The following is a 25,103-nucleotide window of genomic DNA, read 5'->3' on the forward strand; positions in this document are numbered from 1 at the left end:
CAAGTAGGATCCAATCTGGGCAAAGCCAATACCCTGAAAGCCATCGGCGATGTTTTGCAATTCCTCGATCGCCGTGACGAAGCCCTAGAGCGCTACGATACGGCTTTGAAACTCTACGAGCAAGTAGGATCCAATCTGGGCAAAGCCAATACCCTGAAAGCCATCGGCGATGTTTTGCAATTCCTCGATCGCCGTGATGAAGCCCTAGGGCGCTACGATACGGCTTTGAAACTCTACGAGCAAGTAGGAGACAATCTGGGCAAAGCCAATACCCTGCAAGCCATCGGCGATGTAGCATTAGCTAACGAGCAGTATCCGGAAGCACTTCAGCATTACCGACAGGCGTTAGCTTTAGTCGAACAAATTCACGATCTATACAGCACAGCCCGCGTCTGGTGTTATATCGGCACAGCTTACGCGACACAGGGCGACAAGCCTGAAGCAATTTCAGGTTTCACTACCGCCGCCAGCATATTTCGGAATATCAAGTTAGAGGATTGGGCTCAGTTTTGCGAAAGAGCGATCGAGGAAATAGATAACCCCAAAAACATCAAATCGCAGGCGAATTATCCAATCCTGTATCCGCGTTAATCTGCGTCCATCTGCGGTTAAAAAATAGCGAGATCCCTTTCTCACCCAGATTCAGAAGGGCGATCGCTATTTGGAATGAATTCGCGATCGCTTTTTTGCGGTTCATTAAAAGAGCGATCGCTTCTACTTGTAGGATGGAATAACCGCTGGCACCTCCCAATTTCCATGACCGACCCCATCCAGCCAGAAGCCCGCCAAATTCTCGACACTCTCGCCTTTACCCCCTGCGATCGGTGCCATCCCCTCAGCCACGACATGGAAAAAGCTACGCAGCTAGAATGTTCTCTGGAAGCTGCGATCGAAATGGCGATCGCTAGTTTTCTAGACTCAGAAGCTTTCAGCTTTGAAGATTGCCTATTATCGCAACGTCTTAAGGAATCAGAATTGGTAGAAATTCCCCAAAAGAAATAGAGTGCGATCGCCCGTTTTACAATCAAAAGAGCGAGATCCCTTCTTCCATCCGCGTTAATCTGCGTTCATCTGCGGTTTAAAAAGAGCGAGATCCCTTTCTCAGGATAATCCAGAAAGGATCTCGCTCTTAATCTGTTACGACCCTGTGATTTAATGGGATGGGCGATCGGTTATGCTGCAATATGTCTTATATCAACAATAATCCCAGAGCTACCCCAGATGAAATTAGAGTCGGCGAATTTTTGAACAACAAAGCAGAAGCTGGCGAACTGACTGGAGTAATCCGAGTAGAAGGAACCGCCGAAAGACCAAACATCAGGACAGGTGACTATAGTTTTTTTCACCCAGACGCCACCCAAACATCCGCCGATCTGATGCAACCCCAAACCAGACGTACCAGGAGCCTCGCTCAGAATATCATAGAAAAAGACGGTCAAGCCGAGATTGTAGTAGTTGAACTTGGTATCGGGGACAGCGAATTGCTAGAAGTGGACGAAGTTCAACGCATGGCCCAAGGAGTTATCAACACACCCGGTCACAGCATCGATCGAATTATCATTATTAAAGACAGTCAAATCATCGTTGATGTATAGCGTGAGAAATTATTATGCCTAGACTCTCTTGTCGGTGCGGTGAAAGCTTCAGTTTATCTCCAGTTCCACATCCCCAAGGATTCAAAATATTGTGGGAACCCTTGCGCGAAAAACTTATTGAGGATCTGATTGCTGTTTACTCCTCTGCTGCATCCGAGGAGGAATTTGAAGATAAAGTTTACCAGCTTCTTTATCCTAAAAATCCCGAATTTCCTCAAGTTTATGAATGTCCCCACTGTGGCAGACTGGCTGTATTTGCCCGTGCTTCTGATAGTAAGCCTGCTTTGTGGTTTGAGCGAGAAGAATTTCAGGGCGATCTGGTTAATTCCCTCCGTTCTTTGTTAGAGGAAAAGATGAGCTATCCTGTCAGCATTTCTCCTGTAATTTAATAATATTTTTTGGGAGACTTGAAAGAGCGAGATCCCTTCTTACATCTGCGTTAATCTGCGTCCATCTGCGGTTAAAAAAGAGCGAGATCCCTTTCTCACGCATATTCAGAAGGGAGCTCGCTCAACTATTACCTAGAATTCCAATCAATCCTTCTTTCAAAGACTGAATATCTACATCTTGAAGCCTTCCCAATTTTTTGAGAATCTGTTTTTTTTCAATTGTCGTAATAACTGGCTTAATCATAGAAGCTTTTAAAAGCCCAGCCGATCGCCAATCTGTTATGACAATATCACAGACTTTCGGGCTACTGCTAACTTGGCTAGTTATACCCATAAGAATGCGATCGGGATATTCTGCATTATAAACGTCAGAACTAATAACAACTGCTGGACGTTTTTTATTGGTAGTTTGATCGGTAAAAGGAAACGGAACTAAAACCACATCACCGAAATTATAACTCGTCATACTCCGCGTCCTCTGGGTTATCCCAAATTTTAGCAAAAGCTGCTTCTGAGAGTTTAGTTGCAGTATAAACGAGAAGACGATCTTCACTTCGCGTTAAAAGGAAATCGATAAAATCTTCTAATACCGTAATTTTATCTGGCGGTAAACTACGGATTTTTTCCATCAGCTTTGTTTCCGGGTTTTGGGCGACACTCATGTTATCTCTCACTTGTTAAGTTTAACTTAGCATACATTTTATATTCTATCAATTTAATCTAATTTATTCCTTCTGCCATTCTTCTCAACCTAATTCAGCCACTTCCTGTAACTCTGTCTCTCCTGCTGCCTAAACATCCGCATAGAGCAGCGCCAATTCTTTCAAATGCTCGGTTTCTAGCGCTAATTCCCACCGTTGAATCGCTATTATAACCAATTCACTAGGATCTTTAAATCCATAGTTTTGACAGAGTTCTAAAAATTTTATTTGAGATTCATCTAGTTTAAATGTTTGCTCTTTCATAGTAAAAATACTAGGAAGCTTTAGAAAGTTAGTTGTGTCAAAAGCTGTTTTTAGGAAGCCACTATTTTTATGATAACATACATTCGTAGATAGCGTGCAAAAAAACTAGCAAGTATTAATAACACCATATTCACCCCAAAACTATGAAAAAAATCATCATTGGCATCATGGGCCCCGGCGAGAGTGCCACATCAACAGACTTAGAAAACGCCTATCAACTCGGACAACTCATCGCCGAAGCAGGATGGATATTGCTAACTGGTGGCAGAAATGTCGGCGTCATGGATGCCGCCAACAAAGGAGCAAAATCAGCCAACGGTTTAACAGTCGGCATCCTTCCGGGAAATGACACTCGCGGCATTTCTGAAGCTGTAGATATTGCCATTGTCACCGATATGGGAAACGCCAGAAATAACATTAACATTCTTTCTTCAGACGTAATCATTGCCTGCGGTATGGGGACGGGCACTGCTTCAGAAATCGCCCTCGCTCTCAAAGCTAACAAACAAGTTATCTTGTTAAATGACAGCGCAGAAAGTAAACTTTTCTTTAAAAATTTAGCACAATTTAACATCTTTGTGGTAAACAATGCTGTAGAGGCTATGAATCAAGCTCGCGAAATCCTAGTAAATCCAAGATGAAATCCCAGATGAGACTAAGCAAATTCAACTTTTGTGCGATCGGCATTTTCCTGACTTTGGGGATTTTCGTCAGTAGCAAAGCAGACGGAGGAATTGTACAGTTCACTTTCAGCAACAAATCCACTCAAAAATTAGCACAAACCCTCCCTCCTCCTCCCCCTTCCGCAAAGCCTCTTACCGGACAAGAAACGCGACCTATTCGCAGCGAATCCGTGCCGGATCAAATAGCTTTAGCAACCCATTTGCAGACAATCAAAGCTAGACTCTACGGTGCTTACTGGTGTCCTAACTGTCACGCGCAACAAGAACTTTTCGGCAAAGAAGCATTTAGCGCGATTACTTACATTGAGTGCGATCCCAGAGGCAAAGATGCTCAACCGGATTTGTGCATAGCTGCCAATATTAAAGTTTATCCCACTTGGGAAATTCGGGGTAAATATTACACGGGGCGGCATTCTTTGCAAAAACTGGCTATTTTATCCGGTTATAGAGGTAGCAGCAATTTTCAACCACAAGTTCCCTCTCCTTAGAAATATCTCAATTACTCGTTTCGGGCCGGAAGAATTAGTATTATTGAACCGCGAAGGCGCGAAGGACACGAAGGAAGAAGGAAGAAGTAGATAGTCTTCTACCGGGAAGGGAGTAGTTCGCGATCGCACTCGCCCACTAAGAAACCGGGTTTTTGAACCGAGATTGACGGTTTTCAGCAATTATTTTGGTTAAAAACCCGGTTTCTCGCCACCCGTGCGTCCAGGACTAAGCTGTTGTGCATTTAAATTGTATATTTCGAGTCCCGATCAAAAATCGTCAAATCCTCTCCCCCTCTCCCCTTCACCCCCTCTCCCTCTCTAATACCATAGGCAATCTAGATGCAACACAGCTTATAAATGTAGGGTGTGCACGGCGCACCTAAAATTATGATTTTTATGAATTCAAGTTCTGAATAATATGAATTGACATGATAGTGAGCTGGTTATTTAATTGTAATTAGGCGGACAGATATATGTCAATTTCAGATTAGCAGTTATTCAGGAGACTGAAGCGATGCAGTTACAAGTTAGCAACAAACAAATAATCTGGATCGGTTGGCTGTCTTTTTCGGCAATTGCATTTCCCGTAACGAGCCAAGCTATAACAGTACAAGAAGTACCGAATCCCCGCCAAGGAAATAACACTTGGGTAACGGACAAAGCAAACATTCTCAGCGACAGCACCGAAACTCAGCTAAATCAAATGATTTCGGATTTAGAGGCAAAAAACGGCTCAGAAATCGCTGTTGTGACAGTGCCTCATACTAAGCCATCGGCGACACCCAAAGCATTTGCTACAGAATTATTTAACTTTTGGGGGATTGGCAAAAAAGGTAAAAATAACAGAGTTTTATTGTTGATTTCGTCGGGGGAACGCCGCGTTCAAATTGAAACAGGTTCTGGCATTCAAAGCATTTTCCCGGATGCTAAAGCAGTGGGCATTATTCAAACCGAAATTACGCCCAGATTTAAACAGCAGGACTTTGACGGGGGCACATTAGCCGGGACAAAGGCGTTAGTAAATGTTTTACAAACTCCGATGGTAAATGCTCACTCTCAAACCACGCTGCCTTTGGCTCCAATCGTACCATCTCAAGGGGTGAAACCGTCACCAATACCTAGTCAATCGCCAGTTATTAGCAATAGTACATCCACAGGTGAAGATTCATCGAATCTAATCTAGGGCTTACTTGGGTTGTTATTCATAGCATTCATAGTTTTTATACCTTGCTTCATTATCTTCAGAATATTTCGCAGCTTATTGTCTCGGATATCTCCTTCCCCCTCCCACCGCCGTTATTCGCGCAATTACAGCACTAACCGTCCGAATTACAGCACTAACCGTCCGAATTACAGCAGTAACAATTGCAATTACAGCAGTAACAGTCACAACTATTGCGGTGGGGCTGGCGACTACAGCATTAACAGCATCGATTACAGTACCAGTAGCGACTACAGCAGTAACAGTAGCAGCGATGATTGCGGTGGCTACTACACCACTAATAGCAGCGACTACAGTATTAGCAACAGCGACTGCGGGGGTAGCTTTGGCGGTGGCGACTCCAGCGGTGGCGGTGCGGGTGGCGACTACAGCATTAGCAGTAGCGACTGCGGAGGTAGCTTTGGCGGTGGCAACTCCAGCGGTGGCGGTGCGGGTGGCGACTACAGCAGCAGCAGTAAGCTGTGTTGCATCTAGATTGCCTATGGTATTAGAGAGGGAGAGGGGGTGAAGGGGAGAGGGGGAGAGGATTTGACGATTTTTGATCGGGACTCGAAATATACAATTTAAATGCACAACAGCTTAGCAGTAGCGACAGCAGCAGCAGCAGCAGTAGCGACAGCAGCAGCAGCAGTAGTAGCAGCGATTCTAGTAGTGGGGGTGGCGGTGGGGATTGGTAATTCGGTAAGGGAGGCAGAAACTGAGTTTTGCTAACAGGAATTAGTCCCCCTCTGGGGGGACGCAAGGCAAGTGTAGTTGCGGTTGAAACCGCCCAACTCGCAAGGGGGTAGCTAATTAAAATACTCTTCAACAATTTTCAAAATCCGCGAGGCGGCCAAACCGTCACCAAAGGGATTAATTGCCATTGCCATTGCGTTGTATGCTTCGGAATTGCTGAGCAATTCTGCCGCTGCTGTGAAAATTGTATCAGAATTAGTACCCACAAGTTTAGCGGTGCCTGCGGAAATTGCCTCTGGTCTTTCTGTTGTTTCTCGTAATACTAAAACTGGCTTACCTAAACTCGGTGCTTCCTCTTGCAAGCCGCCGGAATCTGTGAGAATTAAATAACATCTCTGAATAGCTCCTACTAATTCTGCGTAATCTAAAGGTTCAGTTAAAAATACTCTCGGGTGGTCGCCCAAAAGAGCTTGCAAAGGTTCTCTGACTGTGGGATTTCGGTGTAGAGGTAAGAGCAAGGCTGTATCGGGGAATTTATCTAAGATTTGGAGAAATGCGCGAGCAATTCCTGCTAAAGGTTCTCCCCAATTTTCGCGACGGTGAACAGTTGCTAAGATAGTGCGATATTTGCTCCAATCTAAGTTAGGAATGTTGCATTCTGGTTGGCGTTTGGCGACAGAAAGCAAGGCATCGATTACTGTGTTGCCTGTACGGTGAATTTCTCCCAAAACGCCCGATCGCCCTAAATTCTCTTGGGCCAGCGCTGTCGGGGCAAAATGCAGCCGTGTGAGCTGAGATATCAACCGTCGGTTAGCCTCTTCGGGGTAAGGATTGAACAGGTCGTCTGTCCGCAATCCGGCTTCTACGTGACCTACGGGTATTTTCTGGTAAAATGCAGCCAAAGTAGCGGCAAACGCTGTCGTTGTATCGCCCTGAACTAAGACGATTTCGGGCTGCAATTCTTTAAAGGAGGCTTCCAAACCCTGCAAACTCCGGGATGTAATATCTGTCAAGGTTTGCTGGTGCTGCATAATTGCTAAATCCCGATCGGCTTTTAGATCGAACATTCGCATTACTTGTTCGACCATTTCTCGGTGCTGACCGGTTAAAATTACTTGGGTGTCAAAGGTTGGCGAACTTTTGAACTGTTGAATTACTGGGGCTAGTTTAATCGCTTCCGGGCGAGTTCCTAAGACGATGCAAACGCGGTGTGTGGCTTCGGGCATGGTAAAATTGGGTAGTTGAGATTTGCGAGGCTCTTAAAGGCTGAAGATTTTAGAGCAGGTTTGAATCGTTGGTTAACAAGATTTATTTTTTTATGAACCGCAGAGGGCGCAGAGGGCGCAGAGGAGGGAGAGAAGAGAGATAGAAGGTGTTTTTTTTTTGAGTTATATCGTTTTATATCGCACTGTTGGTACATTTTTAATTATTAATTGCTCATGCCCTATCGTTACATTCTATTTTACAAACCCTACGACGTTTTAACTCAATTCACTGACAAGTCCAGCGAAACTAAACGCAGCACTCTCAAAGACTATATTCCTATTCCTAACATTTATGCGGTAGGAAGACTCGATCGCGATAGTGAAGGTTTGTTGCTGCTAACGGACGATGGGCCCCTTCAGCACCGCCTCAGTGACCCGACCTTCGCTCATCCCCGCACTTACTGGGTGCAAGTTGAACGGATTCCCGATGCAGGGGCGATCAGGGCTTTGCAGACAGGTGTCACAATTCAAGATTATCGGACTCGATCGGCAAAAGTGCAATTATTGTCAGCAGAACCACCTTTGCCGCCCCGCGAACCGCCGATTAGATTTCGCAAAAACGTGCCGACAGCTTGGCTGGAAATGACTCTCACAGAAGGCCGCAACCGCCAAGTCCGCAGGATGACCGCAGCAGTAGGGTTTCCGACGCTGCGGCTAGTCAGGTGTGCGATCGGGCATTTGCGTCTCGAAGGTCTCAATCCCGGTGAATGGCGCGAACTAACTCAAGCCGATTTGAGATTTGAGATTTGAGATTTTTGATTGGAGAATTACAGTCAACCGTCTTGACATTTAGGACATTCTTGATAGCTGAAACTATTACTACGGCTGCAGTTCCCTTCTTCCTTCTTCCTTCTTCCTTCTTCCTTCTGCTTACTTTCGAGGCGGCAAAATAAAACTCTCCTTTCCATTCTTATCTTTTTGCACCTGAGCTCCCAACTTGACAAGAGCTTGTTTCGCCCTTTGACGCACCAACTTATCAGTTGTTTGAGCATAAACCGTACTCCAAGCAGTAAATCGCACCGGCACGCTATCGGGATCTCGGCGCAAATACTCAGCAGTTGCTCGAAATATCGGCGCCAATTTCGACCCTTTCGGGCTTCCTTGCACCCAATCAGCGGCCATTTCGTGAGAGCGAATTGATTCGGGAATATCCCCCAACAGCAGCAACTCATCAAGACCTTTAGTTCGCCACACTATCCACGATTGGGAATGAATTTGCGGCGAAAGGGAAAGGGCGCTAGTACCCCGCTCTATCAAATTAACAGCAGTTTCAGGCTTTCCCTGATAAAAAGAAATAGCTGTGGAAAGAAACAGATAGATGTCAACCCACCGCGGGTCGCGCTGCGTAACTATGTCAAAATAATCTTGGCTCAGATTGTAGCCCGTTACATCTCGCGCTTCGTCGTCGCCAAAATACTGCAAAAATTTGAGAAATGTCCAATCTGCAATTAAATTGTCAAACCCAAAACTAGGGATAGTTTTGAGCATTTTCAGCCGCAGGACTTCTTGCTGCGCTTCTTGCTGTGCGGCTTGCTTGAAACTGGCAGCAGACATTCCAGAGAGAGGCTTTTGCCCCTGAACACCAACTGGGGACATTCCGCCCAACTGCCCGCTAGACTGCATGGCAACGACCCCCGCCAGCGCTGCTAGACCGATAAATCCATTAACGAGCAGGCTCAACCACTTACGCGAAAATTGTTCGATTTTAGCTTCCACGGCACATTTAAATCCAAGTTTTAAATTAAGTTTATTGAAAGAGAGTAATAATTGGTTGGCGATCGACTAAAAATCTCGTTAAACTGTCCAAAGGGATGGTTGAGCCTCCACACAATAGTTTAAGTAGTAGTTTGAGATTTTTTAGAAATATAAAATCTCAAATCAAAAATCTAAAATCGAATTGAGCCAAATTCAATGAATCAAGCCCGCAGACGCTTTTCTAAATTACAGGCAGCCCTGTTCAGTGGGGCGATGGCAACAACCGCTTCGATATCTTTGCTCGTTCCCGGGCTGAGTCAATCAGTCCGCGCTGAGCTTCAAGATAGCCCCAAAGCTGTCTTAGACGAAGCTTGGCAAATTGTGAACCGAGAGTATGTTGATGGCAGCTTTAACAAGACTGACTGGCAATTGACCCGCCAAGAACTGTTGAGCAAAAACTATACCTCTCGCGAAGCTGCCTACACCGCTCTCCGTAAAGCCCTAGAGAAATTAAACGACCAGTACACCCGCTTCATGGACCCGAAGCAGTACGAAGCTCTGACGAATCAAACCTCCGGGGAACTGACAGGGGTGGGGATGAGGCTGGAAGAAGACGAAAAAACGAAAGCGATTAGGGTAGTCGAGCCGATGGAAAATTCCCCGGCCCTGAAGGCAGGGATTCAAGCGGGCGATACGATTTTGGTGATTGACGGCAAAACTACCAAAGGCATGACTGTCTCGGATGCGGCTCAGGTAATTCGGGGGGACGAAGGCACGAAAGTCACGCTGCGGATTGCTCGTGAGGGCAAAAGCGAATTTGACATCACTCTGACTAGGGCGAGAATTGAGGTAGCTGCAGTTCGCTACAGCCTCAAGAAGGAAGGCGGTAAGAATGTCGGTTACATCCGTTTGCAAGAGTTTAGCTCGCACGCGGGCGAACAAATGCAGGCGGCGATTAAAAAGCTCTCGGATCAGAAAGCTGATGCTTTTGTTTTGGATTTGCGGGGGAATCCCGGCGGGTTGCTGCGAGTGAGCATTGATATCGCTCGGATGTGGATGGATACAGGGGCGATCGTCCGCACAGTCGATCGCGCGGGCGATTCTCAGGAAATGCGGGCAAACCGCACTGCTATCACTGACAAGCCTTTGGTGGTGCTCGTGGACGATAACTCGGCCAGCGCCAGCGAGATTTTGGCCGGTGCTCTGAAGGACAACAAGCGCGCAACTGTGATGGGCGGCCAAACTTTTGGCAAAGCTTTGGTGCAGTCGGTGCATTCTTTGGCTGACGGTTCGGGATTGGCGGTGACGATCGCTCACTACTATACCCCGAACGGTACGGATATCAGCCACAAGGGGGTTACTCCCGATGTCAAAGTCGAAGTAAGCGACGAACAAAAGCTGAAATTAGCTAACAAACCGATGTTGGTTGCGACTCAGGACGATCCTTGCTACGCGCAGGCGATCGCACTTTTGCAAACTACCGCTTCGTCTCCCCGTCCCGTTCCTGGTAAAGAGGCTCTTGTTCCTAAAAAGTAGTTGAAACCGTAAGTTATTAACAATAAGCATGAAGATGAAACCCGCGCCTGCGGGTTTTGTTTTTGTAGTTTGATTTAGCCTCAGATTGTTAGAAAATGGTTTGTAATAACAGCCAACTATTTAATCCTACTATAATACTAGCCACTAACCAAGCTAAGGCTTTCAGCCAAAATGGATTCACAAACTCTCCCATTAAGTTGCGGTTTGAGGTAAACATTACCAAGGGAATTACTGCAAAGGGTAATTGCAAACTGAGAATCACTTGACTGAAAACCAGCAAATTAGTTGTACTGCCTTCACCGAACAAGATAATTGCGATCAAAGCCGGTACAATTGCAATCAGTCGAGTCAGCAACCGCCGCAACCAAGGCCGCAGACGAAAATTGAGAAACCCTTCCATCACAATCTGTCCTGCTAGAGTTGCAGTCAAAGTTGAATTCTGCCCCGAAGCCAATAAAGCAAAGGCAAAAATTGCACTGGCAGAACCCACACCCAGCACCGGAGAAAGCAGTTTGTAAGCATCTTGAATTTCTGCTACTTCTTGATAGCCGGAAAAGTGAAAGCTGGCAGCAGACAATATCAGAATTGCTGAATTAATAAACAAAGCTATTGACAGCGCTACGGTAGAATCAATAGTGCCAAATTTAATTGCTTCCCATTTTTTATCAGCAGTTTCTTGCCAAGAGCGAGTTTGCACGATCGATGAATGCAGGTAGAGATTGTGGGGCATCACAGTTGCCCCTAAAATACCAACCGCAATATAAAGCATTGCCTGATTTTGCAAAATCTCTAGGCTGGGAACATAACCGAGTAAAAGTCCTCCGGCATCTGGTTTGGCAAAAATTATTTCTGCGATAAAGCAACCGCCAATAATTGCAATAATCGTAATCACCAAAGCTTCGATATAACGAAAGCCTTTCCCTTGTAAAAATAACACCATTATTACATCTAGCGCAGTGATGCACACTCCCCAAACTAAGGGAATGCCAAATAGCAATTGCAGTCCGATCGCACTGCCAACAAGTTCCGCTAAATCGCAAGCAGAAATAGCAATTTCACAAAGTATCCACAGCAAAAAACTGACTCGCGGACTGAAATAATCTCGACAAGCTTGTGCCAAATCTCGTCCCGTTGCTACTCCTAAACGCACGCAGAGTGATTGCAGCAAAATTGCCATCAAATTAGATAGCAAAATCACACTTAATAGCGCATAGCCAAACTTTGCTCCCCCCGCTAAGTCAGTCGCCCAGTTTCCAGGATCCATGTAACCCACTGAAACCAAATATCCAGGCCCTGCGTAGGCCAGCATTTTACGCCAGAAACCTTTGCTGTTGGGAACGGGGATGCTGCGGTGGACTTCAGGCAAGCTGGGCCTATTTTCCGAGTCAGTCATTGGTTGTACCGTTCAACACTTTTCATATTCTTTTCATAATATGACAAGTTTAGCGGAGTTTCATCATTCGTATGGATCAAAATCCGCCGGAGTCACCGTATATTTTAAGGTGTGTATATTTTTGAGGTTGAACCGAGGTGCGCGCGATCGACTATGATGAGGTCGATCGACAAAAAGCACTCGTATGTGCGAACACTCTATTTCAAAACTCTAGTCGCATTAAAAATAGCTGCTAAAGCCACCCCAACATCGGCAAAAACAGCTTCCCACATTGTCGCTAAACCAAAAGCACCCAAAGCAATAAATATGCCTTTGACTAACATGGCAAAAATGATATTTTGCCAGACAATATTGTGAGTTTTTCGGGCAATTTGGATGGCTTCAGCCACCTTGGAGGGTGCATCTGCCATAATCACAACATCGGCAGTTTCGATCGCCGCATCCGAACCCAAACCCCCCATCGCTATGCCCACATCAGCTCTCGCAAGAACGGGCGCATCATTAATTCCGTCCCCCACAAAGACAATTTTATCACCTTTTTTAGATTCGCCGATCAGTTTTTCGATCGCCTCTAATTTTCCTTCAGGTAATAACTCGGCTAAGTAGGAATCTAAACCGAGCTTTCTCGCAACACTATCGGCTACAGCTTGATTATCTCCTGTGAGCATCACGATTCGCTCAACACCTAATTTTTTGATGTCGCGAATAGCCTGTACTGCGTCTTCCTTAAGCTCGTCAGCAATTAAAATGTAGCCAGCGTAGCGGTTGTCTACCGCTAAATGGACGACAGTACCTTCAGCATTGCAGACATCGTGAGGGATATTTTCTCGGTGCAGCAAACGGTCATTTCCCGCCAGCACAATTTGATTATTTACTTTTGCTCGAATGCCGTGTCCAGCTATTTCTTCGTAATCTTTCACATCCGATAAATCTATCTTTCCCCCGTAAGCTTCCATGATAGATGTCGCGACTGGGTGATTTGATTGAGATTCTACTTTGGCTGCTATTTCCATTAACTCAGATTGTGAAAAACCCTTCTGAGGGAGAATTTGTGCTACTTTAAAAACTCCTTTTGTCAGAGTTCCTGTTTTGTCCAAAACAACTGTCTTGACTGCTGTCAGGGTATCTAAAAAAGTCGCTCCTTTAACCAAAATACCGCGCTTGGCTGCACCGCCAATTCCCCCAAAGTATCCCAAAGGAATGCTAATAACTAATCCGCAAGGGCAGGAAATAACTAACAAGACTAGGGCGCGGTAAACCCATAAAAATCTGTCTGCATTAGTTGCTCCTGAAATGAACAAAGGCGGAATTAAAGCCACTGCGAGCGATGCAAATACTACAAAAGGCGTGTAGTAACTGGCAAATTTGGTGATAAATTTCTCAGTTTCAGCTTTTTTGCTTCTGGCATTTTCTACTAATTCCAGAATTCGGGAGATTGAAGATTCACCGAAGAGTTTGGTAACTTTGACGGTGAGAACTCCTGTCTGGTTAATTGTTCCTGCTAAAACTGTTTCTCCAACTTTCACGGTTCGAGGTACTGATTCTCCAGTTAGTGCAGATGTATCAACCTGAGAATTGCCGTCTATAATTTCACCGTCTAAGGGAATTTTTTCTCCCGGTTTGACAAGGATGATATCGCCGACGGCTACGGTTTCTGGCGAAACTTTTTTGATGTCGCCATTTGCTTTGAGGTTGGCGCTGTCTGGGCGAATTTCTAAAAGCGATCGGATTGATTGACGCGATCGCCCAACGGCAAATTCTTGAAAAAATTCTCCGATTTTGAAAAACAACATCACCCCGACTGCTTCAGGGAGTTTGTGAATAGCGACAGCGCCGAGTGTTGCTATAGTCATTAAGAAATTTTCATCAAACACTCTGCCTCGCAGAATGTTGCGCGCCGCACTGGTTAAAACATTCCATCCGCTTAAAAGATAGGCTGGGATGAAAACCAGATATTCACCTATAGAATAGGGCGTGTTGTGCAGTTTTTCTTCAAAAATTAAACCGCCCACAAATAGTACAACAACCAATATCACAGGAATCAATTCTTGATTCAGGTTGAAATCTCCGTGGCCGTGGTCGTGGCCGTGGTCGTGGCCCTGGTCGTCGTGGTTATGATTCTCCTGGCTGTGTTCCTGGCGGTCGTCCTCATGACTGCAACTACAGCAGCCGGAATCGCTCGATTTTGCTTTTTGCATATGGTTTTTCTTGGGTTTATCCCAACACATGATCGTATGAATAGATATTCACATTATATACTCAAAAATAAAATATACTAGATTTTGAGTTAAAAATCTAGTATGTTTTAGAAAAATATTGTTAAGTTGGTAGCGAACGTTACTAGGGATTAAGAGTAATAACTATTCTCAGTTGCCGATTGAGAGAGAGAATGATTATCCCTAGCGGAAAGCCCTCTCTAGTCAATTCGACCAGCAACACATCAAAGGATTGCCGGGGAGTCCGACAGCCGCTGAAACCAGATATTTCAGAACCCTAGAGCACCTCAAATTAGTTGAGGCTAGTTTGCGCCGCTACGTGAGTCTTTGGGCTTTGGCGCTCTTGGATGGCAAGGTGGGTTTTGCCCTGGATATGGCTTTACACGTCGGAGATTCCTATGGGACAGATCCTGTGGGCGGTATATTGCTAGATAAAACGATCGAGCGGGCGAAACAGTATAAATAGGGAAGAGCGAACAGGAAATAGGGAACAGGCGATCGGCCAGCAAATAGGACAAAATTTATGTATATTGGCTATAGGAACCAGCCTATACACAATCAGCAATTCATCTTAAATTGCAAGAATTATGTCTTCTCAACGTGAGTGGCAACCTCAACCAATTCACAACGACGTATCCAGTCGAGCCGCGGTCTTGCAGTCATCGCTAACCTGGCATCAGACAACTTTTACGGGCATCTGGTTTGGTGCCTTTGAGTCCGACGATAACGTTCAAGATCATCCCGTCACCATGCTGACTCGTTTCGATGCGGGTGGCTTTTTCCCGCTACACGGACACCCGGGTGGAGAAGAAATTTTGGTACTCCAGGGTAACTTCGCTGATGAAACCGGTGTGTATCCTCCAGGATCTTATATGCTCAATCCCGAAGGGTTTATCCATCGTCCTTATAGCGATGAAGGTTGTCTGACATTTGTTAAATTACGGCAACATGGTGGAACCACTCGCCAGCGGGTGAAAACGAATATTTACGAGTTGTGCTGGCAGCCCGGTGCTATTCCCCAAATTGAAGTAAAGCCACTTTATGAGCAAGAGGGTTTTCATGAAAAAGTTTGGGTGGAACGCTGGCAACCAGGCACGGCTTTGTCGAACGTAGTTGAATCTGAGGTGAAAGAAATCTTTGTCATCGAAGGCTGTTGGAGTGATGAGTTAGGAGATTTCCCCGCTGGTAGTTGGCTGCGGTATTCACCCAATTCTCCCTATAGTCCGTCCTCGGCCACCGGTTGTCTGGTTTATGTTAAGACTTATCCTCTAGATGAAACGCGATTTATTGTTGGAAAAGACTTCCGACACCCTTTTGAGACAACTGAGTTTTCTGGCTAAGGATGAACGGTATGAATTGAAAGAATATAAATGGCTAATGACTGCTAACTACTGACCTCATTAGCCATTCATGCGCCGGATAAACTCTAAGGGCAAACCATCAGTATCGGCAATAAAAGCTACTTCGTAAACATTTTGCCCGATCGCCTGTTGAGTCGGTTCTAATAAAACTTTCAAAGCTTGGAACTGGTTTGGTTGGTCTTTAGCAGCTTCCTCAAACCGAGCTTTCAGAGACTGCAACCAGCTAGGCAAGTCAGTTGTCGCCTCAGTTAAATCGAAAGATAAATGATAATATCCAACATAATGCTCGTCTCCGAAAGCATCCGGTGCGGGTTTTGGTTCCGGGATTTGAATTAGTTCGATGCGTCCGTTGAGACCTTCCATCCAACAGGCTAGGGTGTAACCTGTGGTAAAGCGATCGCTGACAGTAAATCCCAACTGTTCATAAAAGGCGATCGCCCGGTGAATGTTAGCAGTGCGAATCGAGGCGTGGTGCATTCGATTTTAGATTTTAGATTTTAGATTTTAGATTTTAGAAGGGAAGTAGGAATTCCGGTTTTAGATTTGAGATTTTAGAGGGTAAATTCGGAATTCGGAATAAAAAACGGTCGCATCTTTAGCGCGAAAGCAATAGAGCCTTCTTCCCTCTTCCCTCTTCCTTCTTCCTTCTTCCCTCTTCCTTCTTCCTTCTTCCTTGACTTATTCAAACAACCGAAAATAGGGATATCTAATCGGAACTCCCGGCTCTTTTTCCAAATCAAAATTAATCACTTCCCAGCAAGGGTCCTCTTGGGGATCGGGGCTAAAATCCACAGGCAAACCGTACAGCCTCGGCCGCGGCGATTCCGACTGGCCTCGCCAAGGCGTGCTGCGTTCCAAATAAGCGCTGATTAAGTCCCGATAGCGTTGGGCAACGATCACGCGAGTTGCTCGGTAGCCTTGAGTATACAGTCGATCTAGCGCTTCGTGAATTTCAAACCGAATCCCGTCGGGGTGCGTGTGCTGGCGATACCATTCATTCTCCCAGCGGCGCCAGTGCCGCCCAGACTGAAGGTGAACCAGTTCCCCCGTTTTTGGATCTGCCTCAAATGCCCCGTGACGCGGACACAAATAGGTATCCGTGAGCGTTAAAGCCGGAATTGTTTGGCGACAGTGGGGACACTGAATTTCCGGGCCAAACATTGGGTATTGCAAGGCAACTTCAATCATTTATTTGCGTCCCAGCATATTTTCTCTGCAAAAGTGCCAAATACTTTTATTATATCCCGTATCAACAACCAGCTAATCTGCTAGAAGTATAACGATCGACCAAATAATGAGCAATCTCAACGAACCTCTGTCTGCACTTCCTTCCTACTGGCCCAAACCCGATCTGTCCCAAGCGGCTTTTGTCGCTGAAGGCGCTGTTGTCATCGGCAGGGTAGAGGTGGCTGCAGGCGCTAGTATCTGGTACGGGGCGGTGGTGCGGGCGGATATAGAGCGAATTGCGATCGGCTCAAGTACCAATATCCAAGATGGAGCAATTCTGCACGGCGATCCGGGGCAACCGACTGTTTTGGAAGATTTCGTCACAGTCGGACACCGAGCCGTGATTCACTCAGCTTACATTGAACGGGGCTGCCTGATCGGGATTGGGGCGATCGTCCTGGACGGAGTGAGGGTGGGCACAGGCTCTATCGTGGGTGCAGGGGCGGTTGTGACCAAAGATGTTCCCCCTCACACGCTAGTTGCGGGAGTGCCTGCCAAACGCCTGCGGGAGGTCTCTGAGGAAGAAGCAGCCGAGTTGGTGGAACACGCTAAGCGTTACGAAAAGTTGGCTTTGGTTCACGCGGGGAAAGGTTCTGATTTGGGATTTGGTTAGTTGATAGAATAAAATTTTCAGCAAAAAACTATTAGTTTCCAATGGCTTACACCGCGCCAAAAATCCTCACCTTTGAAACATTCCTCGATCGATATTGTGACAATTTCCGCTACGAGCTCGCTGACGGAGAATTAGTTGACAGGTCACCCACAGGCCCACACGAAACCGTCAGCGGTAAACTAGCAACTCAAATCGGCATCGCCATCGCAGCCGAAAAACTACCTTGGTTCATTCCCCGCACTTGTTTGATCCGTCCATTCTCAGATGCAGCTACTGCCCGCCGTCCCGATATTGTCGTGTTAGATGAAACCGCCCTTGTCAGCGAACCTCTTTGGGAAAGAGAACCTGTGATTACGCTGGGACGATCGATTAAATTAGTTGTAGAAGTTGTCAGCACTAACTGGGAAACAGATTACGCCCGAAAAGTTGAAGAATATGCTCTTTTAGGGATTCCAGAATATTGGATAGTTGATTATCGCGGATTAGGGGGTGTGGCTTTTATCGGTAAACCAAAACAACCTACTATCACCGTTTGCCAACTGATTGACCAAGATTACACCCAGCAACAATTTCGCCTCGGTCAACCGATTATTTCTCCTCTGTTAAAGACCTGGCAAATTCGCCTAGATGATATTCTTCCCCGTTAGGCGATCGACCAAGCGATTTTAGATTTTAGATTTTAGATTTTAGATTGGAGAATTGATGAAGCCGGCGAACCTGAAACCAATTGCTTTTTGCCAACAATCAACAGTTAACAATCTTCGGAAAAATCGGGATTTGTTCGACCGATAAAAGTTTAAAATTAAATAAAAAAAATTGTAAAGCTCGATCGAGCGCTAAAATTGATGACATGAATAACGATCGCACATCTACTCCAAACATCCCCCCCTACACCTGGAAACGTCCCATCGGCCTGGGTTGGGAGAATCCCTATACAGTCCGCTACGCAAGCAATCTCGACGACGGCCCCTGGCACGGAATGCCTCTGGGCGGGTTCGGTGCCGGCTGCATCGGGCGATCGTCCCGCGGCGACTTTAACCTCTGGCACATTGACGGCGGCGAGCACATTTTTCGCAGTTTGCCCGCTTGTCAGTTCAGCATTTTTGAAGAAACTCAAGGCAAGAAACAAGCTTTTGCACTGTCCACTGAACCGCCTACCGATGGCAGTTTATCTAGTTGGAAATGGTATCCATCGGAAGGAAGAAGGAAGAAGGAAGAAGGAAGAAGGGAAGAAGAAGAAAGAACCGGGGAGGAGTCTAATTATTCGGGTAGTTATCATGCTTTGTATCCGCGCAGTTGGTTTGTATACGAAAATGTGTTTCATGCTCAATTAAGCTGCGAGCAATTTTCGCCAATTTTGCCGAACAATTATCAGGAAAGCAGTTACCCAGTTGCCATGTTTGAATGGGTAGCGCACAATCCTACAGATGCGCCGATTACTCTCAGCATCATGCTGACTTGGGAGAATATTGTCGGTTGGTTTACTAATGCCAACAAGTCGCCGAAAGTGATGGTTCGAGATGATGGCAGTCCATTTTATGACTATCAACCCAGGTGGGGAGAAAGTGCGGGAAATTTGAATTTGTTGGTGGAAGATTTTCACCGCATCGGTTGCGTGATGACGCGGTTGACTGCTGATGACGAACCGCAAGAGGGGGAGGGACAATGGGCGATCGCAACTATTACTAATCCAGCGGTAGAAGTATTCTATCAAACTCGCTGGAACCCGGCGGGGAATGGCGACGATATTTGGCGCAACTTTTCGGCTGAAGGTTTCTTGTTGGATGACAAAGACGAGACAGCCGCAGCCGCAGGAGAACAGTTGGCTTGTGCGATCGCAGTTCGCTTTACTATTCGACCCGGAAAAACTCGCAAAATTCCCTTTATTATAGCTTGGGATTTGCCCGTTACTGAGTTTGCATCGGGAGTTTGGTACTACCGCCGCTATACAGATTTCTTCGGCCGCAACGGCAAAAATGCTTGGCCGATTATTCGCACTGCAATGAAGCATTCCGATACTTGGCGCGAAAATATTGAAGCTTGGCAAAAACCGATTTTAGAACGGAAAGATTTGTCAGACAGTTTTAAAATGGCTTTGTTTAACGAGTTATACGCCCTGACAGACGGCGGTACTCTTTGGAGTGCGGCTGACGAACGCGATCCCAAGGGTCAATTTGCGGTTTTGGAGTGCATTGATTACCGCTGGTACGAAAGTTTGGACGTGCGGCTTTACGGTTCTTTTGCTTTGTTGATGCTGTGGCCTGATTTGGAAAAGTCGGTGGTTTTAGCCTTCGCTAGGGCAATTTCTGCAGGAGACGATACGCCGAGAATTATTGGCTGGAATCAAGCTTCGGCTATTAGAAAAGCTGTCGGCGCGACGCCGCACGATTTGGGTGCTCCTAACGAACATCCTTGGGAGAAAACGAATTATACTAGCTATCAAGATTGCAATTTGTGGAAGGATTTGCCTTGCGATTTTGTGTTGCAGGTTTATCGGGATTTCCTGTTGACTGGCGGCACAGATTGTGAGTTTCTGCAAGAGTGTTGGCCGGCAATTGTTGAGGCTTTGGCTTATCTGAAAACTTTTGATGAGGATGGGGACGGAATTCCTGAGAATTCGGGTGCACCGGATCAGACGTTTGATGACTGGCAAATGCGGGGGATAAGTGCGTATTGCGGGGGTTTGTGGTTGGCGGCGCTGGAGGCTGCGATCGCGATCGGCGAAATCTTGGAAGATGCAGCACCGCAGATAATTCCTAACCCTCAAGCAAAAATAGCATTATATCACAGTTGGCTGCTACAAGCAAGACCGAGCTATCAAGAAAAACTGTGGAACGGTCAATATTACCGTTTGGACAGCGAGAGTAATTCCGAAGTGGTCATGGCCGACCAACTGTGCGGTCAATTTTACGCGAAACTGTTAGGACTGCCGGATATTGTGCCGCCGGAATGTGCAGTCAGCGCTTTAGAAACTGTGTACGAATCTTGCTTTTTGAAGTTCAATGAGGGGGAGTTCGGTGCAGCGAATGGGGTGATGCTGAACGGTTCGCCGGAAAATCCCAATGCAACTCATCCTTTGGAAGTTTGGACGGGGATTAATTTTGGGCTGGCCGCTTTTTTGGTACAGATGGGAATGGAGGAGAAAGCGTTTAAATTGACGGATGCGGTGGTGAAGCAGATTTATGAAAATGGGTTGCAGTTTCGCACGCCGGAAGCGATTACGGCGGGGGGGACTTTTCGGGCGAGTCACTATTTGCGGGCGATGGCGATTTGGGCGATTTACGGGGTGTTGACCCATTTTAAGTAGGGAAAAAGGTATAGCCTTTCTCAGTAACATGTTCCGACGGGCATAGGCCTCCGTGGGCATAGGCCTCCGTGGGCATAGGCCTCCGTGGGCATAGGGCATACCTCACTTTCTTGAAAACCGCGATATTAGCTGGTGAATCCAACTAAAATTTTAAAAACTTAAGCCTTCAACCCCATTTTTAGCAAACAAAAGGGTTAATTCAACTATCAATAAAATTGACCGTAAAAATTTTTTGCTATCGAGGAAGACATTAAAATTTTATGCTCAAATTTTAGCCTAGCTAAAGTTTGAGCATGAAATAAGCCTGGGATGTGAGAAGTATCGAACTCGGCTATAAACGAGAAATACAAAGGGTTTGAGGCGATTGTTGATACCCATGCAGTACGCACATTACCCGTATATAATTTGGAGTGATAGCCAAATTCAAGATAAAATAGAAAAATGTCAAATCCTTTGCTTTCCCTCAACTACGAACCCGCGATAGAATCCCTCGGCGGCGACTATTTTGATGAAGTCCCTGCTGCCGATTTTCCGCAGCATATTCTCCGCTTCCGCAACGACAAATTATTGCCGATATTGGGTTTAGACCCCGCACAAGTAACCGACCAACATTTTATCGAAGCGTTCGGCGAATTTCACTGCGTCCGCCCCTTTCTGGCACTCCGCTATCACGGCTATCAATTCAACGCATATAACCCCAATTTAGGTGACGGTAGAGGCTTCTTATACGGCCAAGTTCGCGGTACTGACGGCAGACTTTACGACTTCGGCACTAAAGGTTCCGGCCGCACTCCTTACTCGCGGGGCGGTGACGGTAGACTCACTCTCAAAGGGGGAATTCGCGAAGTTTTAGCAGCCGAAGCTTTGCACCGATTGGGAGTTCGGACATCTCGCTGTTTTAGTTTAGTTGAAACTGGGGAGGCTTTGTGGCGAGGGGACGAACCATCTCCGACGCGATCGTCCGTAATGGTACGTTTCAGTCATTCTCACATCCGGTTTGGAACTTTTGAAAGGTTGCACTATATCCGCCGCCCGGATTTAATTAAAAAGCTTTTAGATTTTGTTATTGAATATTACTATCCTGAACTGCATTTAGAAGCAAGCAAGGCTGGTTTTTCGGCGCCGGAAAAGTATGCGCTATTTTATGCAGATTTAGTCCAGCGAGTCGCTGAATTAGTCGCTCAGTGGATGGCGGCAGGATTTTGCCACGCTGTGCTGAATACTGATAATATGTCGATTACTGGAGAAAGTTTCGATTACGGGCCTTTCGCTTTTATCCCAACTTACAAGCCGGAATTTACAGCAGCTTATTTTGACTATTATGGTCTTTATTGTTACGGCAATCAACCGTTTATTTGTAAGGGTAATTTAGAGAAGCTCCAAGAACCGCTAGCAGCGGCGATTCCTCAAGCTGATATGGATGCTGCTTTGGAAAAGTTCGGCGAGTATTATAATGCAGCTTATCGGCGGTTGATGCTCAATAGATTGGGATTTGAGGATTTGCCAGAAGCTGATGCTGATGAGTTGTTGGAGGTGACAATTAAAATGCTGGCGGAGTCTCAAGTTGAGTATCACGATTTCTTTTTTGAACTGCGAAGACAGTTCGATCGCACTTGGCGAGATGATGCTAGTCAAATTTTTGCTGAGGCGGAACCTGCCGACTTGATAGCACCTTGGCGGCAGTTTTATTATCACGTTTTGCAAAGTTTGTCGGCGGATGATATGGACAAAATGGCGGACAGGTTGCTCCGGCACAATCCCGAACAATCGCTGTTGAGACCGACGATTGAGGCTGTTTGGGAAGCCATAGCTATAGAGGATAATTGGCAACCATTTTATGAATTGGTTAAACGGCTTCAAGACCCAGAAAATTGATTGATAATAGATGGCATTAATAGCGCTCCGGGGCCGGTTAACCAGCAGTTTCTGTTGGTATTAAAGATTAGGGTGAACCCGCCCCGGAGCAATCGGAGATTATAAAAATCTGCCACATAAGAAATATAACACCGAGAAATAATGACTAATGACTAATGACTAATAACTAATGACTAATGACTAATGACTAATGACTAATGACTAATGACTAATGACTAATGACTAATGACTAATGACTACTTGAGCTTTTCAATCTCAAATTGTGCATCTTTGTAACCGCCAGTAAGTCCTTGATCGAGAAACATTTTGCCGGCTTTTTCTAAATCGCTAATTGCTCCTGCTTTGTCTCCCAATGAGCGGCGAACCAGGCCTCTACCGTAGTAAGCAGCAGCATAATTCGGACTGATCCGAATAGCTTGCACGTAATCTGCGATCGCACTATTGTTATTATTTAACTGCTGGTAAATCTTAGCCCGATTGGCGTAAGCTTCAGCATTGTTGGGATTGAACCCGATTGCTGCTGTAAAATCTGCGATCGCCCCCTGGGCGTCACCACCTGCGCTGCGAGCTAAACCACGATTGTTAAAAGCATTATAATCATTCGGATTCACTTTCACGGCTTGAGTGCAATCGGCAATTGCTTTCGGATAATCCTTCAAATTTAAATAAGCAATGCAGCGATTGTTGTAAGGAACCCCATCCTCATCGCTCAGCGAAATTGCCTGAGTGCAATCGTCAATTGCCGCTTGATGCGCTCCCAAATTCAACTGCGTGCTGCAACGATTAGCGTAAGCATCTCCACTCTTAGGATCGATCGCGATTACCTGAGAATAATCCGCCAAAGCTCCCTGATAATCTCCTAGGTGAAAGCGAGCTCTCCCCCGACTGTAGAAAGCATCAACATTCTGAGAATCTAGTTTAATTGCTTCAGTATAATCTCCAATCCCCCCCTGCAAATCTGCGCTCGCAGCGCGAGCCAACCCCCGCGAATGATAACCTTTAACAAGGTTCGGCTGCAACCGAATTACTGCGTTAAAATCCTGAATAGCCGCCTTGTAATCTTGCAGTTCTAAATAAGCAACTCCTCTTTCATAATAGGTATCAGCATCATTGGGCTGGAGCTTCAAAGCTTGAGTGTAATCCTCTATCGCCCCGCGCTTGTCGTTAAAATCGTGACGGGCTAGCCCTCGGTTAAAATAAGCCTCAACATATTTAGGATTGAGAGCGAGCGCCTGAGAATAATCGCCAATTGCTTCTTGATACTTTTGTAAATCATAATTAGCATTACCCCGCCAATAAAAACTCTCCGCATTGTTAGGATTCAATTGAATTGACTTATTAAAAGCCTGCAAAGCTGCCGCCGCATCTTTATTGCGAGACTTTTCTACTCCCTGGTCGTAATATTCCTTAGCTTTAATCGGATTCGGGCGGCTCCAATAATTAAACAGAAATACCAGAACTATTGCCGCCCCGAAGCCAGCCAAAATCAGCACCCAAAACCGATTTCCCCAACGTGACGCCACACTATTTGAAGACACTAAGCTCGGAGAAATACTTTTATTTTGAGCCTTATTCCCCGGTTCTTGGCGGTGCCTCAACTTGCTGATAGCTTCCAACACTTCCTCAGCAGATTGATAGCGTTGGCTAAATTGGTGACAGACCATTTTGTCAATTATATTTCCTAGTCCCACAGAACATTGAGCTCGGTTGCGCCAAACAATTTCCCCCGTGTGAGAAGGACTCGGATCTTGCAATTTTGGCAAATCCGTACCGGGCAAACCCGTCATAGCTTGGACTGCCATCATCCCGACTGCATAGAGGTCGCTGCTAAATTGCGGGTTGCCTTGAAATTGTTCGATCGGCATATAAGCCGGAGTTCCAGTAGCAATAGTGCGCGGAAATTCTGTATCGTACTCGGTGACGTGATTCGCAACTTCTTTAACGGAGCCGAAGTCTATTAAAACTAATTTGCCGTCTGGTTTGCGGCGGATTAAGTTGGAGGGATTAACATCGCGGTGAATCACTCCCTGAGAGTGTACGAAGGCGAGAAGTTGTAACACTTCTTCCAACAGTTCGATCACTCGTTCTTCCCGCCAAGGTTGACCGGCCACAATTTCCCTATTTAGGGCGTGTCCCGGCACAAATTCTTCGACGAGGTAGAATTGATTGGCTTCTTCAAAATAAGCGAGCAAAAATGGAATTTGAGAGTGTTTTCCCAGCTTTTCTAATATTTCTGCTTCTTGTTTAAATAAGCGGTAAGCTGTTTTGAGAACTGTGGAAGTGTTGCTGGGAGGGCGCAGTTGTTTGACTACACATTGAGGGTTGCCCGGGCGGCGAGTATCGACAGCTAAATAAGTTTGTCCGAAAGCTCCTGAACTGAGAATTTGCACTACGCGATAACGCCTGTCTAAAAGTTGACCAACCATGTTCATATCGGGAATTGGGAATTGGGACTTGGTGACTGGAAATGGGGAATTGCTGATGGGAAATTTGGAATTGGTGATTGGTGATTTGGCCTTCTTCCTTCTTCCTTGTTCATTTTTCATTTTTCATTTTTCCTCATGATTAATGACTCATGACTGATGACTCATGACTGAT

Annotated in this window: 27 protein-coding genes; 16 read left to right on the forward strand and 11 right to left on the reverse strand. The window is 45.9% G+C overall.

Annotated features, from left to right (window positions below; genetic code table 11):
- From QUB61_RS12465 to QUB61_RS12480, 4 genes are all read left to right on the forward strand, one after another.
- Nucleotides 1-591 (forward strand): tetratricopeptide repeat protein (locus tag QUB61_RS12465; RefSeq protein ID WP_333189969.1); only part of this gene is annotated, 591 nt, incomplete at its 5' end.
- A gap of 75 nt (nucleotides 592-666) precedes the next feature.
- Complete coding sequence (locus tag QUB61_RS12470) at nucleotides 667-1,002, forward strand: hypothetical protein (protein ID WP_333127289.1); 336 nt, start codon at nucleotides 667-669, stop codon at nucleotides 1,000-1,002.
- A gap of 182 nt (nucleotides 1,003-1,184) precedes the next feature.
- Entirely contained in the window at nucleotides 1,185-1,595 is a 411-nt protein-coding gene (locus tag QUB61_RS12475; RefSeq protein ID WP_333127288.1) for a hypothetical protein, read from the forward strand.
- A gap of 14 nt (nucleotides 1,596-1,609) precedes the next feature.
- Nucleotides 1,610-1,984 (forward strand): hypothetical protein, encoded by a 375-nt coding sequence (locus QUB61_RS12480; RefSeq protein ID WP_333127286.1) that lies wholly within the window; start codon nucleotides 1,610-1,612, stop codon nucleotides 1,982-1,984.
- Between the two features lie 121 nt (nucleotides 1,985-2,105).
- Here the strand turns inward: QUB61_RS12480 and QUB61_RS12485 are convergent, their stop codons facing one another.
- The 3 genes from QUB61_RS12485 to QUB61_RS12495 form a co-directional block, all read right to left on the reverse strand.
- Complete coding sequence (locus tag QUB61_RS12485; RefSeq protein WP_333127284.1) at nucleotides 2,106-2,450, reverse strand: type II toxin-antitoxin system PemK/MazF family toxin; 345 nt, start codon at nucleotides 2,448-2,450, stop codon at nucleotides 2,106-2,108.
- The gene (locus QUB61_RS12490) at nucleotides 2,437-2,646 is read right to left on the reverse strand and encodes a toxin-antitoxin system, antitoxin component, Xre family protein (RefSeq protein ID WP_333041441.1); all 210 of its coding nucleotides are present in this window, start codon (nucleotides 2,644-2,646) and stop codon (nucleotides 2,437-2,439) included. Before QUB61_RS12490 ends, QUB61_RS12485 begins: the two co-directional genes overlap by 14 nt.
- A 129-nt stretch (nucleotides 2,647-2,775) precedes the next feature.
- The gene (locus tag QUB61_RS12495) at nucleotides 2,776-2,949 is read right to left on the reverse strand and encodes a hypothetical protein (protein WP_333127281.1); all 174 of its coding nucleotides are present in this window, start codon (nucleotides 2,947-2,949) and stop codon (nucleotides 2,776-2,778) included.
- Between the two features lie 143 nt (nucleotides 2,950-3,092).
- Here QUB61_RS12495 and QUB61_RS12500 point away from each other — a divergent pair, with 143 nt between their 5' ends.
- From QUB61_RS12500 to QUB61_RS12510, 3 genes are all read left to right on the forward strand, one after another.
- Nucleotides 3,093-3,590 carry a TIGR00725 family protein gene (locus tag QUB61_RS12500; RefSeq protein ID WP_333127279.1) on the forward strand — a complete coding sequence of 166 codons (498 nt, stop codon included), beginning with the start codon at nucleotides 3,093-3,095 and terminating at the stop codon, nucleotides 3,588-3,590.
- Nucleotides 3,591-3,598: 8 nt separating this feature from the next.
- Nucleotides 3,599-4,120: a hypothetical protein gene (locus tag QUB61_RS12505; protein ID WP_333127277.1), complete on the forward strand. Its 522-nt coding sequence runs from the start codon at nucleotides 3,599-3,601 to the stop codon at nucleotides 4,118-4,120.
- Between the two features lie 514 nt (nucleotides 4,121-4,634).
- Nucleotides 4,635-5,303, forward strand: a complete 669-nt coding sequence (locus QUB61_RS12510) for a TPM domain-containing protein (RefSeq protein WP_333127275.1) — start codon at nucleotides 4,635-4,637, stop codon at nucleotides 5,301-5,303.
- Nucleotides 5,304-5,378: 75 nt separating this feature from the next.
- Here the strand turns inward: QUB61_RS12510 and QUB61_RS12515 are convergent, their stop codons facing one another.
- Nucleotides 5,379-5,915 carry a hypothetical protein gene (locus QUB61_RS12515; RefSeq protein WP_333127273.1) on the reverse strand — a complete coding sequence of 179 codons (537 nt, stop codon included), beginning with the start codon at nucleotides 5,913-5,915 and terminating at the stop codon, nucleotides 5,379-5,381.
- On the opposite strand from QUB61_RS12515, the gene QUB61_RS12520 reads away from it, so the two are divergent.
- The gene (locus tag QUB61_RS12520) at nucleotides 5,910-6,053 is read left to right on the forward strand and encodes a hypothetical protein (RefSeq protein WP_333127271.1); all 144 of its coding nucleotides are present in this window, start codon (nucleotides 5,910-5,912) and stop codon (nucleotides 6,051-6,053) included. The two genes, QUB61_RS12515 and QUB61_RS12520, sit on opposite strands and share 6 nt — an antisense overlap.
- 77 nt (nucleotides 6,054-6,130) lie before the next feature.
- On the opposite strand, the gene wecB is transcribed toward QUB61_RS12520, so the two are convergent.
- Entirely contained in the window at nucleotides 6,131-7,243 is a 1,113-nt protein-coding gene (gene wecB, locus QUB61_RS12525; protein ID WP_333127269.1) for a non-hydrolyzing UDP-N-acetylglucosamine 2-epimerase, read from the reverse strand.
- A 213-nt stretch (nucleotides 7,244-7,456) separates the two neighbouring features.
- Here wecB and QUB61_RS12530 point away from each other — a divergent pair, with 213 nt between their 5' ends.
- The gene (locus tag QUB61_RS12530) at nucleotides 7,457-8,032 is read left to right on the forward strand and encodes a pseudouridine synthase (protein ID WP_333127267.1); all 576 of its coding nucleotides are present in this window, start codon (nucleotides 7,457-7,459) and stop codon (nucleotides 8,030-8,032) included.
- Between the two features lie 120 nt (nucleotides 8,033-8,152).
- Here the strand turns inward: QUB61_RS12530 and QUB61_RS12535 are convergent, their stop codons facing one another.
- Complete coding sequence (locus tag QUB61_RS12535; RefSeq protein WP_333127265.1) at nucleotides 8,153-8,998, reverse strand: hypothetical protein; 846 nt, start codon at nucleotides 8,996-8,998, stop codon at nucleotides 8,153-8,155.
- 195 nt (nucleotides 8,999-9,193) lie between these two features.
- Here QUB61_RS12535 and ctpB point away from each other — a divergent pair, with 195 nt between their 5' ends.
- Nucleotides 9,194-10,513, forward strand: coding sequence for a carboxyl-terminal processing protease CtpB (gene ctpB, locus QUB61_RS12540; protein ID WP_333127263.1), 1,320 nt, complete (start codon nucleotides 9,194-9,196; stop codon nucleotides 10,511-10,513).
- Nucleotides 10,514-10,601: 88 nt separating this feature from the next.
- Here ctpB and QUB61_RS12545 read toward each other — a convergent pair whose 3' ends face one another.
- Together QUB61_RS12545 and QUB61_RS12550 are read right to left on the reverse strand one after the other, a co-directional pair.
- Nucleotides 10,602-11,906, reverse strand: coding sequence for an Nramp family divalent metal transporter (locus tag QUB61_RS12545; RefSeq protein ID WP_333127261.1), 1,305 nt, complete (start codon nucleotides 11,904-11,906; stop codon nucleotides 10,602-10,604).
- 197 nt (nucleotides 11,907-12,103) lie between these two features.
- Complete coding sequence (locus QUB61_RS12550; protein ID WP_333127259.1) at nucleotides 12,104-14,104, reverse strand: heavy metal translocating P-type ATPase; 2,001 nt, start codon at nucleotides 14,102-14,104, stop codon at nucleotides 12,104-12,106.
- Between the two features lie 250 nt (nucleotides 14,105-14,354).
- Between QUB61_RS12550 and QUB61_RS12555 the strand changes: the two genes are divergently transcribed.
- A complete protein-coding gene (locus QUB61_RS12555; RefSeq protein WP_333127257.1) occupies nucleotides 14,355-14,588 on the forward strand; it encodes a hypothetical protein in 234 nt (77 codons plus the stop codon).
- Nucleotides 14,589-14,709: 121 nt separating this feature from the next.
- Nucleotides 14,710-15,462 (forward strand): cupin domain-containing protein, encoded by a 753-nt coding sequence (locus QUB61_RS12560; RefSeq protein ID WP_333127255.1) that lies wholly within the window; start codon nucleotides 14,710-14,712, stop codon nucleotides 15,460-15,462.
- A 60-nt stretch (nucleotides 15,463-15,522) separates the two neighbouring features.
- Here the strand turns inward: QUB61_RS12560 and QUB61_RS12565 are convergent, their stop codons facing one another.
- Nucleotides 15,523-15,960, reverse strand: a complete 438-nt coding sequence (locus QUB61_RS12565) for a VOC family protein (RefSeq protein ID WP_333127253.1) — start codon at nucleotides 15,958-15,960, stop codon at nucleotides 15,523-15,525.
- Between the two features lie 201 nt (nucleotides 15,961-16,161).
- Nucleotides 16,162-16,671: a TIGR02652 family protein gene (locus tag QUB61_RS12570; protein WP_006631343.1), complete on the reverse strand. Its 510-nt coding sequence runs from the start codon at nucleotides 16,669-16,671 to the stop codon at nucleotides 16,162-16,164.
- 106 nt (nucleotides 16,672-16,777) lie between these two features.
- On the opposite strand from QUB61_RS12570, the gene QUB61_RS12575 reads away from it, so the two are divergent.
- From QUB61_RS12575 to QUB61_RS12590, 4 genes are all read left to right on the forward strand, one after another.
- A complete protein-coding gene (locus QUB61_RS12575; protein ID WP_333127250.1) occupies nucleotides 16,778-17,323 on the forward strand; it encodes a gamma carbonic anhydrase family protein in 546 nt (181 codons plus the stop codon).
- Between the two features lie 41 nt (nucleotides 17,324-17,364).
- A complete protein-coding gene (locus QUB61_RS12580; RefSeq protein WP_333127248.1) occupies nucleotides 17,365-17,970 on the forward strand; it encodes a Uma2 family endonuclease in 606 nt (201 codons plus the stop codon).
- 203 nt (nucleotides 17,971-18,173) lie between these two features.
- Complete coding sequence (locus tag QUB61_RS12585) at nucleotides 18,174-20,630, forward strand: GH116 family glycosyl hydrolase (RefSeq protein WP_333127246.1); 2,457 nt, start codon at nucleotides 18,174-18,176, stop codon at nucleotides 20,628-20,630.
- Between the two features lie 441 nt (nucleotides 20,631-21,071).
- Complete coding sequence (locus tag QUB61_RS12590; protein WP_333127244.1) at nucleotides 21,072-22,505, forward strand: protein adenylyltransferase SelO family protein; 1,434 nt, start codon at nucleotides 21,072-21,074, stop codon at nucleotides 22,503-22,505.
- Nucleotides 22,506-22,741: 236 nt separating this feature from the next.
- Here the strand turns inward: QUB61_RS12590 and QUB61_RS12595 are convergent, their stop codons facing one another.
- The gene (locus QUB61_RS12595; RefSeq protein ID WP_445300312.1) at nucleotides 22,742-24,931 is read right to left on the reverse strand and encodes a tetratricopeptide repeat protein; all 2,190 of its coding nucleotides are present in this window, start codon (nucleotides 24,929-24,931) and stop codon (nucleotides 22,742-22,744) included.
- Nucleotides 24,932-25,103 lie beyond the last annotated feature (172 nt).

Origin of the sequence: Microcoleus sp. C2D2 (assembly GCF_036702495.1) — a bacterium.
GTDB lineage: Bacteria > Cyanobacteriota > Cyanobacteriia > Cyanobacteriales > Microcoleaceae > Microcoleus.

Bases quoted from the DNA above. Each gene is read 5' to 3' on its own strand.
- QUB61_RS12530 (WP_333127267.1), top strand. From the start codon at position 7,457: ATGCCCTATCGTTACATTCTATTTTACAAACCCTACGACGTTTTAACT.
- QUB61_RS12520 (WP_333127271.1), top strand. From the start codon at position 5,910: ATGCACAACAGCTTAGCAGTAGCGACAGCAGCAGCAGCAGCAGTAGCG.
- QUB61_RS12550 (WP_333127259.1), bottom strand. From the start codon at position 14,104: ATGCAAAAAGCAAAATCGAGCGATTCCGGCTGCTGTAGTTGCAGTCAT.
- QUB61_RS12495 (WP_333127281.1), bottom strand. From the start codon at position 2,949: ATGAAAGAGCAAACATTTAAACTAGATGAATCTCAAATAAAATTTTTA.
- QUB61_RS12590 (WP_333127244.1), top strand. From the start codon at position 21,072: ATGTCAAATCCTTTGCTTTCCCTCAACTACGAACCCGCGATAGAATCC.
- QUB61_RS12570 (WP_006631343.1), bottom strand. From the start codon at position 16,671: ATGATTGAAGTTGCCTTGCAATACCCAATGTTTGGCCCGGAAATTCAG.
- QUB61_RS12490 (WP_333041441.1), bottom strand. From the start codon at position 2,646: ATGAGTGTCGCCCAAAACCCGGAAACAAAGCTGATGGAAAAAATCCGT.
- wecB (WP_333127269.1), bottom strand. From the start codon at position 7,243: ATGCCCGAAGCCACACACCGCGTTTGCATCGTCTTAGGAACTCGCCCG.
- QUB61_RS12545 (WP_333127261.1), bottom strand. From the start codon at position 11,906: ATGACTGACTCGGAAAATAGGCCCAGCTTGCCTGAAGTCCACCGCAGC.
- QUB61_RS12585 (WP_333127246.1), top strand. From the start codon at position 18,174: ATGAATAACGATCGCACATCTACTCCAAACATCCCCCCCTACACCTGG.
- QUB61_RS12565 (WP_333127253.1), bottom strand. From the start codon at position 15,960: ATGCACCACGCCTCGATTCGCACTGCTAACATTCACCGGGCGATCGCC.
- QUB61_RS12480 (WP_333127286.1), top strand. From the start codon at position 1,610: ATGCCTAGACTCTCTTGTCGGTGCGGTGAAAGCTTCAGTTTATCTCCA.
- ctpB (WP_333127263.1), top strand. From the start codon at position 9,194: ATGAATCAAGCCCGCAGACGCTTTTCTAAATTACAGGCAGCCCTGTTC.
- QUB61_RS12485 (WP_333127284.1), bottom strand. From the start codon at position 2,450: ATGACGAGTTATAATTTCGGTGATGTGGTTTTAGTTCCGTTTCCTTTT.
- QUB61_RS12500 (WP_333127279.1), top strand. From the start codon at position 3,093: ATGAAAAAAATCATCATTGGCATCATGGGCCCCGGCGAGAGTGCCACA.
- QUB61_RS12510 (WP_333127275.1), top strand. From the start codon at position 4,635: ATGCAGTTACAAGTTAGCAACAAACAAATAATCTGGATCGGTTGGCTG.
- QUB61_RS12505 (WP_333127277.1), top strand. From the start codon at position 3,599: ATGAGACTAAGCAAATTCAACTTTTGTGCGATCGGCATTTTCCTGACT.
- QUB61_RS12470 (WP_333127289.1), top strand. From the start codon at position 667: ATGAATTCGCGATCGCTTTTTTGCGGTTCATTAAAAGAGCGATCGCTT.
- QUB61_RS12575 (WP_333127250.1), top strand. From the start codon at position 16,778: ATGAGCAATCTCAACGAACCTCTGTCTGCACTTCCTTCCTACTGGCCC.
- QUB61_RS12560 (WP_333127255.1), top strand. From the start codon at position 14,710: ATGTCTTCTCAACGTGAGTGGCAACCTCAACCAATTCACAACGACGTA.
- QUB61_RS12580 (WP_333127248.1), top strand. From the start codon at position 17,365: ATGGCTTACACCGCGCCAAAAATCCTCACCTTTGAAACATTCCTCGAT.
- QUB61_RS12595 (WP_445300312.1), bottom strand. From the start codon at position 24,931: ATGGTTGGTCAACTTTTAGACAGGCGTTATCGCGTAGTGCAAATTCTC.
- QUB61_RS12475 (WP_333127288.1), top strand. From the start codon at position 1,185: ATGTCTTATATCAACAATAATCCCAGAGCTACCCCAGATGAAATTAGA.